This is a genomic window from Virgibacillus sp. LDC-1 (assembly GCF_030137545.1).
GTDB lineage: Bacteria > Bacillota > Bacilli > Bacillales > Amphibacillaceae > LDC-1.
In genome coordinates, this window is sequence record NZ_JARUVL010000015.1 from 1 (window position 1) to 18,662 (window position 18,662).

Annotated in this window: 17 protein-coding genes; 10 read left to right on the top strand and 7 right to left on the bottom strand. The window is 40.4% G+C overall.

Translation table 11 applies throughout. The features are described 5' to 3' along the window. Nucleotides 1–173 precede the first annotated feature (173 nt). Nucleotides 174–821, bottom strand: a complete 648-nt coding sequence (locus QBK89_RS12140) for a collagen-like triple helix repeat-containing protein (protein ID WP_284141325.1) — start codon at nt 819–821, stop codon at nt 174–176. A gap of 182 nt (nt 822–1,003) precedes the next feature. Here QBK89_RS12140 and QBK89_RS12145 point away from each other — a divergent pair, with 182 nt between their 5' ends. Beyond that, a complete protein-coding gene (locus QBK89_RS12145) occupies nt 1,004–1,546 on the top strand; it encodes a CotY/CotZ family spore coat protein (RefSeq protein ID WP_284141326.1) in 543 nt (180 codons plus the stop codon). Between the two features lie 42 nt (nt 1,547–1,588). Here QBK89_RS12145 and QBK89_RS12150 read toward each other — a convergent pair whose 3' ends face one another. Further along, nucleotides 1,589–1,957, bottom strand: a complete 369-nt coding sequence (locus QBK89_RS12150; RefSeq protein WP_443089785.1) for a carboxymuconolactone decarboxylase family protein — start codon at nt 1,955–1,957, stop codon at nt 1,589–1,591. A 178-nt stretch (nt 1,958–2,135) separates the two neighbouring features. On the opposite strand from QBK89_RS12150, the gene QBK89_RS12155 reads away from it, so the two are divergent. The 8 genes from QBK89_RS12155 to QBK89_RS12190 all read left to right on the top strand — a co-directional run bounded on the left by QBK89_RS12155 (nt 2,136) and on the right by QBK89_RS12190 (nt 10,453). After that, the gene (locus QBK89_RS12155) at nt 2,136–2,564 is read left to right on the top strand and encodes a pyridoxamine 5'-phosphate oxidase family protein (RefSeq protein WP_284141328.1); all 429 of its coding nucleotides are present in this window, start codon (nt 2,136–2,138) and stop codon (nt 2,562–2,564) included. A 141-nt stretch (nt 2,565–2,705) separates the two neighbouring features. Then, nucleotides 2,706–2,912 (top strand): hypothetical protein, encoded by a 207-nt coding sequence (locus QBK89_RS12160; protein WP_284141329.1) that lies wholly within the window; start codon nt 2,706–2,708, stop codon nt 2,910–2,912. Between the two features lie 93 nt (nt 2,913–3,005). After that, entirely contained in the window at nt 3,006–3,806 is an 801-nt protein-coding gene (locus tag QBK89_RS12165) for an AraC family transcriptional regulator (RefSeq protein ID WP_284141330.1), read from the top strand. A 189-nt stretch (nt 3,807–3,995) separates the two neighbouring features. Beyond that, nucleotides 3,996–5,234, top strand: coding sequence for an LL-diaminopimelate aminotransferase (locus tag QBK89_RS12170; RefSeq protein ID WP_284141331.1), 1,239 nt, complete (start codon nt 3,996–3,998; stop codon nt 5,232–5,234). Between the two features lie 31 nt (nt 5,235–5,265). Next, entirely contained in the window at nt 5,266–6,591 is a 1,326-nt protein-coding gene (glnA, locus tag QBK89_RS12175) for a type I glutamate--ammonia ligase (RefSeq protein WP_284141332.1), read from the top strand. 176 nt (nt 6,592–6,767) lie between these two features. Beyond that, complete coding sequence (locus QBK89_RS12180; protein ID WP_284141333.1) at nt 6,768–7,856, top strand: GerAB/ArcD/ProY family transporter; 1,089 nt, start codon at nt 6,768–6,770, stop codon at nt 7,854–7,856. Further along, nucleotides 7,846–9,312: a spore germination protein gene (locus QBK89_RS12185; protein WP_284141334.1), complete on the top strand. Its 1,467-nt coding sequence runs from the start codon at nt 7,846–7,848 to the stop codon at nt 9,310–9,312. Before QBK89_RS12180 ends, QBK89_RS12185 begins: the two co-directional genes overlap by 11 nt. 1 nt (nt 9,313) lies before the next feature. Beyond that, on the top strand, nt 9,314–10,453 hold the full coding sequence (locus QBK89_RS12190) for a Ger(x)C family spore germination protein (protein ID WP_284141335.1): 1,140 nt from the start codon (nt 9,314–9,316) through the stop codon (nt 10,451–10,453). Nucleotides 10,454–10,541: 88 nt separating this feature from the next. Here QBK89_RS12190 and opp4C read toward each other — a convergent pair whose 3' ends face one another. From opp4C to QBK89_RS12215, 5 genes are all read right to left on the bottom strand, one after another. Next, the gene (gene opp4C, locus QBK89_RS12195; RefSeq protein WP_284141336.1) at nt 10,542–11,450 is read right to left on the bottom strand and encodes an oligopeptide ABC transporter permease; all 909 of its coding nucleotides are present in this window, start codon (nt 11,448–11,450) and stop codon (nt 10,542–10,544) included. Nucleotides 11,451–11,461: 11 nt separating this feature from the next. Further along, nucleotides 11,462–12,427, bottom strand: a complete 966-nt coding sequence (locus tag QBK89_RS12200) for an ABC transporter permease (RefSeq protein ID WP_284141337.1) — start codon at nt 12,425–12,427, stop codon at nt 11,462–11,464. A gap of 518 nt (nt 12,428–12,945) precedes the next feature. Then, nucleotides 12,946–14,748 (bottom strand): peptide-binding protein, encoded by a 1,803-nt coding sequence (locus QBK89_RS12205; protein WP_284141338.1) that lies wholly within the window; start codon nt 14,746–14,748, stop codon nt 12,946–12,948. A gap of 119 nt (nt 14,749–14,867) precedes the next feature. Beyond that, nucleotides 14,868–15,905, bottom strand: coding sequence for an ABC transporter ATP-binding protein (locus QBK89_RS12210; protein ID WP_284141384.1), 1,038 nt, complete (start codon nt 15,903–15,905; stop codon nt 14,868–14,870). Continuing rightward, nucleotides 15,883–16,875 carry an ABC transporter ATP-binding protein gene (locus QBK89_RS12215; protein ID WP_284141339.1) on the bottom strand — a complete coding sequence of 331 codons (993 nt, stop codon included), beginning with the start codon at nt 16,873–16,875 and terminating at the stop codon, nt 15,883–15,885. Before QBK89_RS12215 ends, QBK89_RS12210 begins: the two co-directional genes overlap by 23 nt. 225 nt (nt 16,876–17,100) lie before the next feature. Here QBK89_RS12215 and QBK89_RS12220 point away from each other — a divergent pair, with 225 nt between their 5' ends. Then, a complete protein-coding gene (locus QBK89_RS12220; RefSeq protein WP_284141340.1) occupies nt 17,101–18,621 on the top strand; it encodes an amidase in 1,521 nt (506 codons plus the stop codon). Nucleotides 18,622–18,662 lie beyond the last annotated feature (41 nt).

Below are 18,662 nucleotides of genomic sequence, written 5' to 3' on the forward strand. Positions count from 1 at the left end.
TTAAAAAATAGATAGGAATATAAACGGTTGACGGTCAATTTCGAAGCCCCTTTAGGGGCCTCGTTGGTAAAGTGCCCTTATAGGGCGAAACTAAAACCGCCCGTTTTACGGGCGGATAGTTACTTGCCTTATATACTTGTTTTACTTTACGGTTAAAGTCTGTAGAAGGTCATTTAAAGGGGCTCATTTTTATCGATATGCGGTTTAGCGTTTATCTTTTTGATGCAAATTTTGATGACATCTTTTTCGATGAATCGAAAGGCAACCTTTTTTTCTATTGTTTCCTTCCATGAGAAGTTCGCTTCCTGATTGCTAACCTCACACAGGATTTCCATTTGTTCAATCCTAAAGGTATCGTGTGCTTTAATGTCATCTCGATCAATAATACAAGAAAAAGGAACTTCGTCATAGATTGTGTGTGGTTTGATGCTACCATCAATGAGTGCTTCATAACCAATCTCTTTTTTCAATATGCCGCAAATAACAACCACTTCATCACATACTTTTGCAATCTGTGCAGTTATTGTTTTTTTAACCTTTGTGCTCCCAACAATTGCAGGAGGAATGAGTTGGGTAGCGTGCTCAAGCAATAAACGACAACAAAGGGGCTTTGGTGGAGCCGGTGGTCCAGGTGGTCCAGGCGGTCCTGGTGGTCCCGGTGGCCCAGGTTTTCCTTGTGGTCCAGGTTTCCCTTCCGGTCCTTGTGGTCCACGATTTCCAGGTCGTCCTTTAGGACCAGCTGGACCTTGTGCTCCTTTTTTTCCTCGTTTTCCTGGTGGACCAACACAGCAGCATTCTGTGCATTTGCACTTTGGACACATAATTTCACCCCACATTCTACGTATCTATATACCTATACTATGTAGGACTCATTGCAGTCGCAAGTCATTTTTGAAAAATCCACTACTGCCTTATTTATCATAAATAGAGGTAATAACCCATACCGAAAATGCGTGAATTAATATGCTACTATATACTGTATTTTTGATTGGGGTGAGCAAGCGTGCGTGAGGAAGAACTAAATGAATTGGAGTCGAGTCAATTAGAAAACGAGAAGTATGAAAAACAAGAGCATCATAAAGAAGATGAAAAAAAAGAAAAGGGTAAAGAATGTCATTGTCACCCATGCATTTGTGAATTATTGCTTGATATTGTAAATAAACAAAGAGGAATTAGCTTGCACGGTGAGCAGCTTTGTTCGTTAAGACAAGTAAATAAAAGACTGATGCAGAATACCGTTCCAATCATGCTCCAAACGCCTTATGGTAATCCGTTTTATACATGGGGTAATATCGGGAGTGAGGACTGTTTTGTTACCGTGTTTTTTAAAGTGGTTAAGGTAGATTGCAAGAAGAATTGTGCGGTGCTCCAGCTTTTAAAGCCGAATATAAGTCTGATTGATGAGGAAACAGATTGTGTAGAGGATGCACGAATTTGTGAGGTAGACGCTGTGACAAAAACGAAGGAGTGTATTTTAGTTGATCTAAGCTGCTATTCGGCAGTAAAGTGTTTGTCCGTTGATTTGGTTGTGGAAGGTGATTGTTAAAACAACTACCCTTCTCTAAGAGGATGGGTAGTTGTTTTTGGTTTAATGTGGAGTTTGGTTGTAATGATCATACGTATCTAATGCTAAGGTGACTCCTTGTGAAAATGCTGCTCCACCGCCAAGGGCAGCACTAATCGCAATCGTTTCCATTAATTCATCCTCTGTTGCACCGTTTTCGATTGCGCCTTTTGTATGGTACATGATGCAATATTCATCCTGCGCATAGATGCTAATGCCAACTGCAATGAGCTGTTTTTGCTTTTTCGATATGGTTCCTTCCTTAAAGCAAGCTTCTGTAAAATTAAAGTATCCTTGCACCATTTCCGGCATGCGCTTATGAAGACGATTACTCCCTTGCTTGTAGTCTAAAATTGATTGATCAAAATAATTTACTGCTTCTTCATCATACATATCCATCGTTGTTCCTCCTTATTCAACTGCCTTTTCATAGCGTGGAGTCATATCGTTTTACCTATACGTGGAATAAAATCCCAATCCTTTCTTCTATACACGAACCATTGTAGGCAATGTTTAGCATAGAGGCAGAAAGGAATACTACTAGTGAAACACTGAAAAAGGAGCTGAAAACATGGATCAACAAAGTTTAAAAGCGAGTATTGAAAAAATTATGGATGAGAGCTATGTAGGAACATTAGCAACCGTTAAGCAAAATAAACCATTTACACGTTATATGACATTTCAGCATCAGGACTTAAAGCTTTACACGGCGACAAGTAAAGCAACAGATAAAACAGAAGAAATAGAAGAAAATCCATATGTACATGTGCTTCTTGGCTATGAAGGAGAAGGGTTTGGAGATGATTATGTGGAATATGAAGGAAAAGCAACGATTAATACATCTCAGGAATTAAAGGATAAATTATGGAATGATTATATGGAGAATTGGTTTGATGGTCCAACGGATGAGAATTTTGTTGTCTTAGAAATAGAGCCTAAACAAATTCAGCTCATGAATAAAAAAGGAGAAGCGCCACAAGTTTTACAGTTACATGAATAGAGATAGTAAAGAAAAGGGATCACTCTAAAAAGCTGATCCCTTTTTCATAAAATTATCAAATTACTACTGGAATGTTTTGGGATTTTAGCACATAATTAAATATAGATGTATATGGGATGAGTAAAAAGGAGTGGAAGGCATTTGGATCTAATGAAATTACGCTTCTATATCGAAGTGCTAGCAATTGCATTGGGATTAACCGTATTTCTTTGTGTCATTCCTATCCAAGTATATGAAAATGGACAGCCACGCGTGATGACAGTAGGATTAGGAATGATTCTTTGGTATATCATATTTACACGTAATGAAACCTTTCATCTACTCACAGAAAAATGGTTAAAAAAATAGCAACATCCACACCAGAGGATATAATAGCTTCTTTGTTTAAAGTGAATGGGAAGCGCAAACGAAGAAAAAGACAAACTACCGGGAGTTTTGAAGGTGTTACATATTAATCCAGAGCATTTCACGTTAAAGCAAGCGGTCGCAACGATTCATTGTGAGCCGACATGGCAATGGAAGAAGCGTCCTAATCCGTTAGCGAATTATGATTTGTTCTATGTGTGGAGTGGAACTGGTACTGTCCAATTACATGGCGAGGAATATAATGTCCAAGCAGGGCATTGTTTTTTGTTTCGTCCTGGTGATATGCCTACAGCCACTCATCATCCACAGTCCCCGCTCGTTTTAACGTATATTCATTTTGATACGCTGCGTCGTACAGAGCTGGGTCAAATTCCTAACGCACATCATGTGATTAATGATCGAATCGCTTTTGAGGCGATGCTCACAAAATATGTACGTTTGTTTTTGTTGAGGCAGTATGGCTGGGAGATAGAAGCAAAGCTCATATTAAAGCAATTAATGATTCAATTGTTGCGTGAGGAGCAAACAAAAGGAGACGAAGTGCTGCCGATGGAAGAAGGGAAAGGCCTTCAACAGGCAATCTATGAGGTAGCTAATTATGTACAACTTCATCCTGGTAAAAGCCATTCCTTAGATAGCCTTGCAAGTCGAGCACAATTATCGCCTCGTTATTTTTCGCGAAAGTTTAAGGAGTTCATTGGCTGTACCGTAAAAGAACACATTATTCGTTCGCGTGTGAAGCGTGCCGAGCATTTGCTTTATCATACTGGAATGACCGTAACAGAAACAGCCTTTGCCTTAGGGTATAAAGATATTCATTTTTTTAGTAGACAATTTAAACAAGTTACTGGGAAAAATCCTTCTGAGTTTCGATGATTTTTTCATTTATACAGTTTTCTTTTGCATATAGATGTAAAAGAAGACTGTTTTTTATTTCACTACAAGGCTTGGATTTATTCGATTAATGCAAAAAGAATGCCGTTTTATCCAAATAAAACCCTTGAGCTACATGGTATGATGAGTGACATAATTTTCAACGAGACAGACTGTTTGGGAGGTTTTATTATGCAAGCTCCGTTCATTCAAACTCTTTTTGCAGACCGCATAGGTGGCAAGCAATTTGGACTTTCTGAGGATATTTATAAATTTGAAAAAATAAAGCGAGCGAAGCGGGAAGCAATCCAAGCAAAGCCGCAGCTGAATCTAATTGATCTAGGTGTAGGTGAACCAGATGAAATGGCTGATCAAGCTGTTGTTCGTATGCTAGCAATGGAAGCGGAAAAGCCAGAAAATCGATTTTATGCTGACAATGGAATTCAGGCTTTTCAGGAGGCGGCTGCACAGTATATGGCAGAGGTATTTCGAGTAAAAGAACTAAACCCATTTCTAGAAATAAATCATGTTATTGGGTCAAAGTCAGCACTTGCCATGCTACCAACGGCTTTTATAAATCCAGGTGATGTGCTCCTAATGCCAACACCGGGATATCCAGTTATCGCTACACATACAAAATATTGTGGTGGGGAAGTAGTAAATCTTCCGCTCTTAGAAGAAAATCTTTATTTACCCAAACTAGATACAGTCGACCCTGCTATCCTACAGAAAGCAAAGCTTTTGTATATAAATTATCCAAACAATCCAACAGGAGCCGTTGCAACTGCATCATTTTTTGAAGAGGTGATTTACTATGCGAAAAAATACCAATTTCTCGTTGTTCATGATGCTGCATATGGTGCATTAGTCTTTGATGGGCTTGCTCCTTTAAGCTTCTTATCTATTCCTGGCGCAAAGGATGTGGGGGTTGAGTTACACTCGCTATCAAAGTCCTTTAATATGACGGGCTGGCGAATTGGATTTATTGCTGGTAATGAAAGCATCGTAAAGGCATTTCAAACGATAAAGGATAATAGTGACTCAGGGCAATTTATTCCGATCCAAAAAGCGGCTACATATGCGTTATCTCATCCAGAAATAACGGAACGAATACGTGATAAATATGAAAGACGCCAAAAATATCTTGCTGATACATTAAATAATATTGGCTTTTCTGTTCAAAAGCCAAAGGGTTCCTTTTTTCTTTATACAAATGCACCTAAACAGCTTGCGAATGGAAGAAGCTTCCCGACTGCTGAAGCTGTTAGTGAATACTTAATCCGAGAGCATCTCATTTCAACAGTACCTTGGGATGATGCAGGAAGCTATTTGCGTTTTTCGGTAACCTACGAAGCGAATAGTGTGGAGGAAGAACAACGAATGATGCAGACAATTGCAGAGCGATTGAAGAAGGAGGCATTTTTGTTTTAAGGTCTAAACATAGTATATGAGGAGGAATTTTATGACGAAGGAAGAAATTAGACGCCGAATTTCTGAACAAAATGTACGATTTCTGCGCCTGCAATTTACTGATCTATTTGGAACGATAAAAAATGTAGAAATTCCAAGTAGCCAGCTAGATAAAGCGCTAGATAACAAAATGATGTTTGATGGTTCTTCGATTGAAGGATTTGTACGAATCGAGGAATCAGACATGTATTTGTATCCCGATTTAGATACGTTCGTAATCTTTCCGTGGACAGCAGAAAAAGGAAAGGTTGCCCGGTTAATCTGTGATATTTATCATCCGAGTGGTGAACCGTTTGCTGGTGATCCTAGAAATAATTTAAAACGGGTCTTAAAGGAAATGGAAGCAATGGGATATACCGATTTTAACGTTGGACCTGAACCAGAATTTTTCCTGTTTAAATTAAATTCAACCGGAGAGCCTACCCTTGATTTAAACGATCATGGCGGTTATTTTGATTTAGCACCAGTAGATTTAGGGGAGAATTGCCGCAGGGATATTGTATTAGAGCTAGAGGAAATGGGCTTTGAGATTGAGGCCTCACATCATGAAGTAGCACCTGGACAGCATGAAATTGATTTTAAATATCAGAATGCATTAAAGGCATGTGATGCTATTCAGACCTTTAAGCTCGTCGTGAAAACAATTGCACGGAAGCATGGACTCCACGCGACCTTTATGCCGAAGCCGTTGTTTGGAGTGAACGGCTCAGGCATGCATTGTAACCTCAGCTTATTTGCAAATGAGAAGAACGCTTTTTATGCTCCAGAAGAGGAGATGGGTCTAAGCCATGTGGCGAAATACTTTATTGCTGGGCTGATGAAGCATGTGGAAAGCTTTACGGCAATTGTGAATCCAACGGTCAATTCATATAAGCGTCTTGTGCCAGGATATGAAGCACCTTGCTATGTTGCCTGGTCTGCGAAAAATAGAAGCCCATTGATTCGAATACCAGCTTCCCGCGGGAACAGTACACGTGTGGAGGTAAGAAGTGTCGATCCAGCAGCAAATCCTTATTTGGCAATGGCTGTACAGCTTGGTGCTGGTCTTGATGGCATCCGGAATAAGCTTACGCCACCTCTTCCAATCATGGAAAATATCTATGCGATGTCGAAGGAAGAGCGTAAGGAACGTGGGATTGGACAATTACCTCACTCGCTAGCAGATGCGTTAACCAAACTGGAAAACAATCAGGTTATCATCAATGCATTAGGAGAAACAATTTTTAATCGCTTTTGTGAGGCGAAGCAGATAGAGTGGGAAGGATATCGCACGACCGTCCACCCTTGGGAAAGAGAACAATATATGAAGCAGTATTAAATCGAAGCTTGTAGAGAGTACATTCTCTACAAGCTTTTTTCATAGCGCTAGGCTGAATTCGTTTGTTTCGATTCACCTTCCATCATAAAACTATCTATACAATCGAAACGAATGCATAGCTCCACGTTTTTCCACACATGCTAAGGCAGAAGTAATCTATTGGGGGATAGCGTCACATGTCCAACAAAATTCGAATTCCACAGTTTTTTTCCATTATCATTTTAAGTGCTGGCTTAAGTAATCATGTGCTCGTCATCCCGTTGCTCATTGATGCGGCAGGAAGAGATGCATGGATTAGCGTCATTATTGGGTACCTGCTAAGCATCCCTCTATTAGGTATGCTCGTCTATGTTACGAAAAACTTACCTAATGAGTCGGTGTTTCAATGGCTAGAGAAATCCTATTCAAAAGGGTTAAGCAAAGTAATCGCTTTTGTTGTGTTTTTTTATTTATTTATCTCCGCTTGGAGTACATTAATGGACACAGTGAAGTGGACGCATCAAACCTATTTACCACGAACACCAGTCTTTGTTCTCGCCCTACTTCTGCTTGGCGTTTCCCTTTATATATCGACTGGAAAGCTGAAAGTAATTGCCATTTGTGCTGGTGTATTACTTCCAGTTGTTATATTATTAGGTATTTTTGTAGCATTTGGAACGACGCCTGATAAATACTATTTCCTCCTCCGCCCAGTACTTGTGGAAAATACATGGAAGGATGTATGGATAGGTACGATTTATATTTTTGGATCATTAGCGGAGCTTTTTTTAATTATTTTCTTTCAACATCGGATTGAAAAAAAGATTCGCTTTAAGCATGCATTTATATTAGGTACGCTGTTATGCATATTAACGGTTGGTCCGTTGATTGGTAGCTTAGTAATTTTTGGACCATTAGAGGCAGGGAAGATTAGATATCCAGCTTTTATGCAATGGCGAATCTTGCACATTGGTGTGTATTTTAATCATTTGGATTTTCTTTCGATATACCAATGGTTGGCTGGTAGTTTTATTCGCTTAAGCTTGTTTCTTTATTTAATGACCGATATTTTTCTAATCCAAAAACAAAAGAAACGAATCGTTGTGCAAGCCTTGGTTTGTTTCGCTTTTATTCTCCTGGTTTTCGTTCCTATCTCAGATGATATGTTTTTATCTTTTCTAAAAAAATATTTTTATTCTGGAGGTACCATTATTGCATTTGTAATTACTGCGTTTTTAGCAATCCTTGTAAAGAAGTATAAAAGGGGGAAAGCCTATGAAGGGTAGACGGACGGCGCTCGGAGTGGAGGATTTTCAATCATTTTTTAATCACTCAACAGATATCCGCGTGGAAGAGCAGACACTTTATCGTAAACAAGAGTCAGTCCAGATGATTATTGTTTTTGGACAAGGGCTTATTAGCACAAGCACCTTACTGAAAAGTATTTTACCGAATATACAAAAGCTATATAGTGATGATGGTGAAGCAGGATTAAAAAAACAAAATAGTTCCAATCGATTAGAGTGTAAAAAGCATAAAAATCCACAAATTGAGCAAAAAGTGCAGCAAAAAGTATTCGATGGAAATGTTGCCATTTTAATTAATGATACGATTTATTTTTATGATATAGCTGACGCACCAAAGCGTTCACCTGAAGAGTCCATTACTGAAGTATCTGTTCGCGGACCGAGAGATGCGTTTATTGAAGACTTAGATTCGAATATCGCTTTGATTCGGAAACGCGCCAAAACAGATACGTTAGTTACGAAGTCCTTTATTATTGGTCGTAGAAGCCAAACAAAGGTGAGTCTCGTTTATATGACTGATATACAAAATCAAGCAATTGTCGATGAAGCAGCTCGCAGACTTGAAGCAATTGATATTGATTTTTTAATTACTGATAACCAGCTTATCGAATTATTAGGGGACAAGAAAATTTCCTTGTTTCCATTAATGGAGAGCATCTCTCGACCAGACGGCGTTATTAGCTGCCTGGCAAGAGGAAGATTTGCTATTTTTATGGATAATTTGCCGAGTGTTCTGATTGGACCGGCAAATTTAGGGTTGCTTTTAAGCACATCAGAGGATGCACATACACCATATTACTATGCTACCTTTGAAATGCTGCTGCGCTTAGCCGGATTGTTTGTTGCTATTTTTCTTCCTGCATTCTGGGTGGCCCTTTCTGCTTATAATGTTGATCAAATTCCTTTACCTTTGTTGGCAACGATTGCTGCATCAAGAATTGGTATCCCGTTTAATACAACGGTGGAACTTATTCTCATGCTTAGTTTGTTTGAAATATTTAGAGAAGCAGGTGTCCGTTTACCAAAAGCGGTTGGGCAAACTGTAGCTGTTGTAGGCGGATTAATTGTTGGGGATGCGGCAATTCGAGCTGGACTAACGTCGCCAACGATGCTCGTTATTTCCTCGATTACTGCTGTTGCAACATTTACACTTGGTAATCAGTCGCTCTTTGGAACAGCAACGGTGCTTCGCTTTGGTGTTATCCTATTTTCGGCAGTACTTGGCATGTATGGATTTTTCTTAAGCTTGTTTTTAATTATTGCATACTTGGCCAAGCTGGAGTCCTTTGGAATATCCTATTTAAGTCCATTGGCTCCATTAAGTATCAAAGGGCTACTCAAAGGATTCGTAAAAGTGCCAGTGGAAACTGATACGACTCGTGCAGAAATGTTGAAGGTTAAGGACGCAACTAGAAAACCGAAGCGGAGGAAATAGAATGCGCATCATACAATGGATAAAGCTCCTTATCGTTGCTTGTGTATTTTTTCTGCTAGCAGGCTGTTGGGATGAAAAGGAAATTGGGGAAGTAGATTATGCAACAGTAATGGGTATTGATTATAAGGATGATCAATATAAGCTTTATGTTCAGCTTCTCGATTTTGCGAATGTCGCCAAGCAGGAAGGCGTAAAGCAAACACAGCCAGCACCAATATATATTGGAAAAAGTAGTGGTTCGACGTTGAATGAGGCAATTAATCAACTAGTTGAAACGTCGCAACAGGTTTTAAATTGGGGGCATGTTGGTGCAGTCGTCTATTCGGAAGCAGCGTTAAAAAACGGGCTTGAGAAGATCGAACAATCGATGCGAAGAAGTGGGGAATTTCGTAATTCTGCATGGATGTATGGAACGAAGGAGCCGATTGAAGAGCTATTAAGTATACCAGGTTTTTTTAATACACCGCCATTGTATACGATTCTTTATAAGCCAAAGGATTTTTATAAAGAATACTCTTATATTAAACCGAATCGGATGTATAATTTTGTCTCCATCTACAAGGATCCAGGTGGTACGTCATTGCTTCCATCTTTATCTATCGATCGAGATGATTGGACGGAAGCAGTCGTTCAAAATGAAACGAAGAAGACGCTAAAAATCAATGGAGTATTTCCCATTGAATATGACGGTAAATACACGGATTGGTTGGATAAAGACGAAATACCAGGATTAAAGTGGGTAGGTGCAGATATTCAAAAGAGTCCGTTAAAGCTTGAAAAAGATGGCAAAAAAATTGGTAGTGTAGAAGTAGAACGCCCAAAGTCAAAGATAAAACAAATAAGGGGTGGAACAGCTCCAATCTTTGAGATAGAAATTAAAGCAGAAGGTTCAGTGGAAGATTTAATCACAAGTTTGTCAGAGCGAGAAATTGTGAAACAAGCCAAAGAGGAGATTGAAAAAGAAATAAGAAAAACTTATGAAACAGCGGTTGAAAAGCAGGTGGATATTTATAATTTTAAAAATGAACTATTCCGTAATGGAATGTCGCCAAGAAAGCTAAAGGATGTTCACTTAACAAAGGAAAGCTTAGGGAAGGTAAAGGTTTATTTTACACTAGAAAGTATGGGGATATATGAGTGAAAAGCAACAACAACCTTTGACTACAATAGGCAGTCAAGGGTTGTTGTTGAAGTTTCAATTTTTTTAAACAATGCCAGTCATAACCCCATTATCGGCGATTGCTTTTTGGATCAAATGCATCACGTAGTCCGTCCCCGATGAAATTAATAGCAAGTACTGTGACGAGTATACCAACACCTGGGGGAATCCAAGCTTCTGGATGATCGCGTAAAATACGAATGTTCTGCGCCTCTGATATCATATTGCCCCACGTGGGAGTTGGTTGTGGAATCCCCATTCCGATAAAGCTTAAGCCAGATTCGATAATGATCATGGTTGCCATCATTAAAGTTGCATTAACAATAATAGGGCCAATCGCATTCGGAATAAAGTGCTTAAAGATAATGCGAAAATCACTTGCACCTATAGCTCTTGCGCCAAGTACAAATTCCTGCTCGCGAAGCGATAAAAATGTGCCACGAACAATGCGCGTTAAGGTAGGCCAGGTTGTAATCGCAATAACAAAGACAAATATCGAGATCGTTATTTTTTCTAACAGGGCTATAATTGTAAGGGCAAGGACGAGAAAGGGAAGCGCCAATACTAAATCAGCTAAACGCATGATGATGTTATCAACCGTTCCACCATAGTAACCACTAATTGCTCCTAATATAACGCCAATAACGAGTGTGAAAAGCATCGCACTAAAGCCGACCGTTAAGGAGATTCTAGCACCATAAAGGATGCGCGCAAAGTTATCTCTGCCAGAGCTGTCAGTTCCAAGAATGTGCTCAGAGGATGGTGGCTTTTCCACCATAAGTAAGTCTCCTTTCGTAGGATCGTGGCTAGTAAGCTGTGGTGCAAAAACAGCAGCGAGAACAATGAGCACCATTGCAATGACCCCAAGAATAGCGAGCTTATTCTTTAAAAAACGTTGTAAGGCGAGCTGGAATGGACTTTTTGGCTTTTTAATTTGTGAAGATACAGAAGGAGTTGGTCGACCATGATTAGCTTGCATCTTTATTCACCTCAATCATAGCGAATTCTCGGATCGACAATACTGTAAAATATATCTGCGAGCAGGTTACCAATTAAAATCGTCACCCCTAATAAGAGGTTAATGGCCATAATGACTGGATAGTCCCGATTTGTAATCGAATTAATAAACAATGTCCCTAGCCCTGGGTAGCTAAACACTTGTTCCGTAATGATTGCTCCACTTAACAGCGCTCCAAATTCAAAGCCCATTAACGTAATAATGGGGATAATGGCATTTCGTAATGTATGCTTATAAAGCACGTTACGCTCTGTCATTCCTTTTGCTTTAGCAGTTCGAATATAATCACTTCCGAGTACATCAAGCACCTCAGAGCGCATATAGCGCATGTAGCTAGCAGTTCCGGCTAGTCCAAGTGTGATTCCGGGTAATACCATGTGATGAATGCGATTAAAAAATGCACTTATTCCAGTTACTTCTGTACTTGTAATACTTCCTTGAGCTGGAAACCAGCCTAAATTGATGGAAAGAACATAGATGGCAATAAGACCAAAAAAGAAGTTCGGGATCGCTAATCCAAGAAACCCAAAAGTCGTTGCACCGTAATCAAGCAGGGAATACGGATTACGTGCTGAATACATTCCAATTGGAATCGCAACAATTAATGTGATCGCGAGGGCGAAAAGCCCGAGGTTTAAAGTTTTTACGACACGCTCGGAAATCAGGCTTTGTACTGACCGTCCATTGTAATACATCGATTCACCGAAATTTCCCTTTGCTACTTCGCTCACCCATGCTGCATATTGCACTGGGATAGGATCATTCAGGCCTAATTCCTCGCGTTGCTTTTCGAAAACAGCCGGATCGACAGTAGGGTCTAAGATTTTTCCAGTAAACGGATCACCAGGGGCAGCCTTTGCTAATCCAAAAACAATGATTGTCAATAAGATAAGCATGGGAATAAAGATTAATATTCTTCTTATAATGTACTTGTACATAATAGTGCCTCCTAGTAAGGAGGAGAGGATGAGACAAAACAAAAGCATTGGTATCAAAATCCGAACAAATCCGTTTTAGTTTGAAAATGGGTTCGCTTTCACCACAGGCACAAGCGCGACATCTGCTCAAAAAGACTTCGCAGTGTCTTCTTTGCCGCGGCACGGCCTCAACTAACACGGAAAAGAAAATACGCTTTTCCGTGTGGATTTTTCGACGTACAGGACGTACTAGCGCAGACGTTGCTATTGGATGTAGCGGTTTTAGTCTGCGCTCCCCTGTTGCTGTTCCCACAGGACAAGGAATGCTTCGGCAGCGACGCTTCGCACGCAGAAAAAGTGCTTTTCTTTTTCAAGGAGTCTCACCCCTTTCAACTGCCGATAAATTCATTAAATTGAATTAAATACTGTAGTCAATATTTCGTTTGGATTTTTTAGATGTAAAATTGTTTTGTCCCAGCCTCCCACTGTAATTTTCGTTCAAGTTAGAACGGGAAGATAGCTTAGTGAATTAGAAAAAGCTATTTTGCATCCTTGACCCACCATAAATGCGCATTATTGTACATCGAATATGGTAGTGGATCAATGCCGTTTAAGCGCTCATTATATGCCCATAAGCTATTTTGTGCATAAAGCAGCATTGCAGGAAGGTCTTCCGAAAATGTTTTTTGCCATTCCGCATACACTTCTGTACGAAAATCTTGCTCAAATGCTTCTGGTGCTTTTAATGCTTTCTTAATCAGTTCATCTGATTTTTCATTGTTCCAGCGTGAGAAATTATACGGTGCTCTCCGTGACCATAGACCAGTAGGATCTGGATCAGCACTTCCTAGACTCCAGCCGAGTAAATATAGATCCCAGTCTGTATTATCATTTGTCAGGCTTTCTACATAGGCAGTCATTTCCTTTGGCTGGCGAAGATTAATATTAATGCCGACTTCTTCTAGCATTTGTTCAATAAGTGGCGCGGATTTTTCGCGAAGCTCATTTCCTGTTGGATAATCCATATTTAATACCCACTCATTGCCATCTGGATCTTCACGGAAGCCGTCATCATTTTTATCAACATACCCTAGCTCATCGAGGATTTGTTTTGCTTTGTCTGGATCATACGTATAGTTAACGGCTGCGTTCTCATCATATGCCCAAAATTGCTTGGCAATTGGGGAATTAATAACTTGCCCGCGACCATGTAATAAACCTTCAATCAATCCTTCACGATTGACAGCATACGCAATCGCTTGACGAACTTTAGGATCCTTTAACTTTTCATTAGGAACCCAATTATCCGGCTCAAGTAAGCCGTTCTCTACATCTTCAGCAGAACGGTGATTATGTTTAAAGCCGAGTAGCTGATATCCAAAGTCAGCCTGTTCAATAATTTTTATGTTTCCAAAATCATTTACGGTATCATAATCAGCTGGTGCAATTCCGTTTGGATCAGCAATAAAGTCTAATTCGCCAGATTGCAGTAAACCAGTCATGACAGATTGTGCGACAACCTTCCAAACGATTTTGTCAAGATAAGGAGCGCCTTGCCAATAATCATCGTGGCGTTCTAGAATATATTGCTCACGTTCAACCATTTCGGTGAATTTAAAAGGTCCTGTTCCGATTATCTTACCTGCTTCTAAGGATTCTGGTGCCTTTGGCATGTCAGCAACAGGAATATCTTTGAAGATATGTTCCGGAATAATGGAGAAGCTTGCCGTATATAACGGATTGACATTCGGCTCTTCGAATTTAAACGTAACCGTATAATCATCCTCTGCGACAACGGCATTAAATTCCTTTGATTTTCCTTCTACATAATCCTCATATCCAAGTAGTGGCATGACATAGGCAGTACGAATTCCGCCAGAGGCCACATAATCTGGATCAGCCATTGCCTTATATGTGAAAACAACATCCTCTGCGGTAAATTCCTCTCCATCATGCCACTTGACACCTTCTTCTAATGTAAAGGTGATTTCAGTTTGGTCATCATTTGTTTTCCATTCTTTTGCTAGATTTGACGTGAATTCCAAGCTTTCATTTTGTGTAACTAATCCTTCATACACGAAATCAATGACATTGGCTTCATATGCTTCTTCATAGAAAATAGGATTAAACATACCTGCTGGTGCCGAGTACATCGCTCCAACAATGGTGCCACCCTTTTGCGGTTCATCCTTTTCCTTCGCATCCTTTTCGCCTGTTGCTTCAGATTGTTTATCCTTTTCATTTTCGGGTTCTTTCGTCTCCTCATTACAGGCAATAAGTGTAATAAAGAGTGCTAAAAACAAAAACACGAGTAATAATCGCTGCTTGCTTATACGAAACAATAAAATTCCCCCTTTATCTTATTGGTGAACATCAAGCCTCCAGGAATGGAATCCAACGATCACCTCCTTTAAGCAGTGTAACTGGAGCCTTTATATTCCCATCGCTGATTACCAAATAGTTAAGTTGTGCTTGTATATAAATGACATGCAACAAACTGGCCATTTCCTACATCCTGTAAAACAGGGCGCTCCTTAGCACAGCGTTCAAAGGCACTTGGGCATCTTGTGCGAAATGCACACCCAGAAGGTGGGTTTGCAGGACTAGGCATATCCCCTGACAAAATAATTTTTTCCCGTTTTTGTTGGATGGGCTGTTGATGCTCGACTTTTGGAATAGAAGCGAGCAACGCTTTTGTATATGGATGAAGGGGCTGCTTATAAAGGTCATGCTTTGTAGCTATTTCAACGATTCTTCCTAAGTACATGACTGCAACACGATCACTAATATGCTTTACAACGCTTAGATCGTGGGCAATGAAAAGATACGTAAGTCCCAAATCATCCTGTAAATCCTTCATTAAATTCAATACTTGTGCTTGGATAGAAACATCTAATGCAGAAACTGGTTCATCACAGATAACAAATTGCGGTTCCATAATTAGGGCACGGGCAATACTGATACGCTGCCGTTGACCCCCGGAAAATTCATGGGGGTATTTTAGGCGATCGTCGGCACGTAGTCCGACTTTTTCGATCATCTCAATTGCTTTTTCTTTTCTTTCTTTTTTCGAAAAGGAGGTTTGAATGAGTAATGGTTCTTCAACTAGCTCAGCAATACTCATTTTTGAATTCAAGGAGGCGAACGGATCTTGAAACACAATTTGCATGTCGCGTCGATAACTGCGAACCGCTCGTTGCTTTAAAGCGGCAAGCTCATTTCCATTAAAGTAAATTTTTCCTGCTGTTGGATCAAGTAGGCGGAGGATAACCCGGCCAAGCGTTGATTTTCCTGATCCTGATTCACCAACAATCCCAAGGGTTTCCCCATTGCGGATAAAAAAAGACACATCATCAACGGCTTTTACATATCCTGTTGTACGCTTGAAAATCCCTTCTTTGATAGGGAAATACTTTTTCAGTGCTTGCACATCTAAGAGAATATCGGAACGTGCTTCGGTTTTATTTTTCTGTAGCTCATGCATCATCATTTCCTCCATTCTCATATAAAAAGCACCTGACACTATAGTCTCTATCAAGGTCTATGAGTTCTGGATTTGCTTGCTTACATCGCTCCATTACAAACGGGCAGCGGGTCGAGAAACGACACCCCTGTGGGAAATCATATGCTGGCGGAACGGTTCCTTTAATGGTGTGGAGGCGGTCAACCTCTTCTTCGATCTTTGGTAAACTATTTAATAGTCCTTTCGTATATGGGTGACGATGATGCTTTAATATTTCCGATGTAGGTGCCTGCTCGACAATCTGCCCGCCATACATCACAAGCACGCGATCAGCATATTCAGATACGACACCAAGGTCATGCGTAATGAGGAGCAATGCCATATTAAACTTCTCTTTCATACGAACCATTAGATCTAGAATTTGCGCTTGAATCGTGACATCGAGTGCAGTTGTTGGCTCATCTGCTATTAATAGCTTCGGATTACAAGCGATCGCCATCGCAATCATAACGCGTTGACGCATCCCACCAGATAGCTGATGGGGATAGGATTTAATAAGCTTATCCGCTCGTGGGATCCCTACGGTTTCTAATAGATTGATAGCTTTTGCTTGTGCTTCTTGCTTTTCCATTTTTTGATGCTTCCGTAGCACTTCTGCTATTTGATTTCCTATTGTAAAGACAGGGTTTAATGCCGTCATTGGCTCCTGAAATATCATTCCTACTTCATTCCCTCGTATCGCAGTCATCTTTTTTTGACTTAATTTATGAATTGCTTTTCCGTTCATGTAAATGGAGCCGTCCACGATTTTTCCTGGCTTTTGAATCAGCTGCATAATAGATAATGCTGTAATGCTTTTTCCACTGCCGGATTCGCCAACAAGGGCAACAGTTTCCCCAGGGTGTATCGTTAAAGAAACGTCATCAACCGCCTTAGCGACTTGCTTTTTTTCTAAGTAAAAATATGTCTTTAATGCTTTCACTGATAACACTGGTTCCGTATTCATGTATCCACCCCATTTTGCTTAGTCAAAATTGAATGCTATGATAAGTCTGTTAAGAGAAATTTACGTGTAGGAGAATAGACTTGTATCATAAATCGAATTATTCGTATATCCTATGATGGGTAACGTTAATTTATTCGTAAATAACGATGACTACTAGGAATATAGAGAGAACGTGTTGGACTAGAACCCTTAATTTAAAGCCAGTGTGATGAGGAGGAAGCAAGAATGAATGAGAATACATATTTATCATTAGATGCGACAGCAATGGCACAGCTTATTAAGCAAAAGGAAACGACGCCGAAGGAATTAGCATTACTTGCATATGCGCAATTGGACAAGGTGAATGATTCCATTCATGCTGTAACACATCAACGGATGGAACAGGTGATGAAGGCGATAGCGAATATCGATCCTACATATGCGCCATTTTCAGGTGTGCCAATTTTACTGAAAAATATTTCGCAGGCGATCGAAGGGGAATTGCTTACATCAGGCTCTAAGCTTTTTCAACATTCAATCGCAGAGCAGGATTCTCATTTTGTACGGAAAATAAGAGAGGCGGGTTTTTCTATGCTTGGACATACAAATACCCCGGAATTTGGCTTGAAAAATATTACCGAACCAAAGCTCTATGGACCAACAAGGAATCCGTGGAATTTAGCGTATTCACCAGGAGGGTCAAGCGGTGGAGCAGCCGCAGCGATTGCCGCTGGTGTTGTACCATTAGCCGGAGCAAGTGATGGCGGAGGCTCGATTCGTATCCCTGCATCTTTTTCTGGATTGTTTGGACTAAAGCCAACACGAGGTAGAACACCAGTAGGACCTGGCACAGGAAGACAGTGGCACGGGGCATCAATCGATTTCGTTCTTAGTCGAACAGTTCGCGATAGCGCAGCCTTGCTTGATGTGCTTCAAGTTATTCAGCCTGCAGCAGCTTTTCAAACGCCTTTATATCGCGCAGGCTATAAGCAAACATTGGAGCAGCCATTGCCAAAAAAATTGCGCATTGGTTATACGACAGCTTCGCCAGTCGGGACGCCTGTTTCCGAGGATGCCAAACGAGCGGTTAAAAAAGTGCTGCATTGGTTAGAAGGACAAGGTCATCTTGTGGAAGAAGTGGACAACGGAGTGGATGGCATCCAGCTTATGAAAGACTATTATTTAATGAATAGTGGAGAAATAGCTACGTTAGTGGAAGGCTTAGAGCGATCACTTGGTCGAAGTATTACCGCAGAAGATGTGGAAATCGAAACATGGGTGCTTAACGAAGCAGGAAAATCCGTTTCTGCGGCAGCCTTTTCAGCGAGTCTAGCTTCATGGGACGTAGCGGCCGCAAACATGGCTGCTTTTCATGAAACGTATGACTTTTATGTAACACCTGCAACCGCTTATACCGCACCGAAGATTGGTGAATTAACGCACAGTCCAGAATCAGAAGCACTACTGCAGAAAGAAATCGCCACATCAGATACGGTGAAAAAGCAGGAAGTGATTTGGGATATGTTTTTACCAAGCTTGACGTATACCCCGTATACACAGCTTGCCAATTTAACCGGGCAACCAGCAATGTCCGTTCCAGTGTATACATCAGAGGAAGGACTCCCACTTGGTGTGCAATTCATGGCACCAAAAGGAATGGAGCACCAACTGCTGCAGCTTGCTTACCAAATGGAGCAAAGTGATATATGGGTAGGGATGAAAGGAAATCCGTACTTTGAAAAACAACAAACCTATCATCAGGGATAGGGGATAGTCTGAGTTTTTATCGAATGGATCGATTCTTCTTT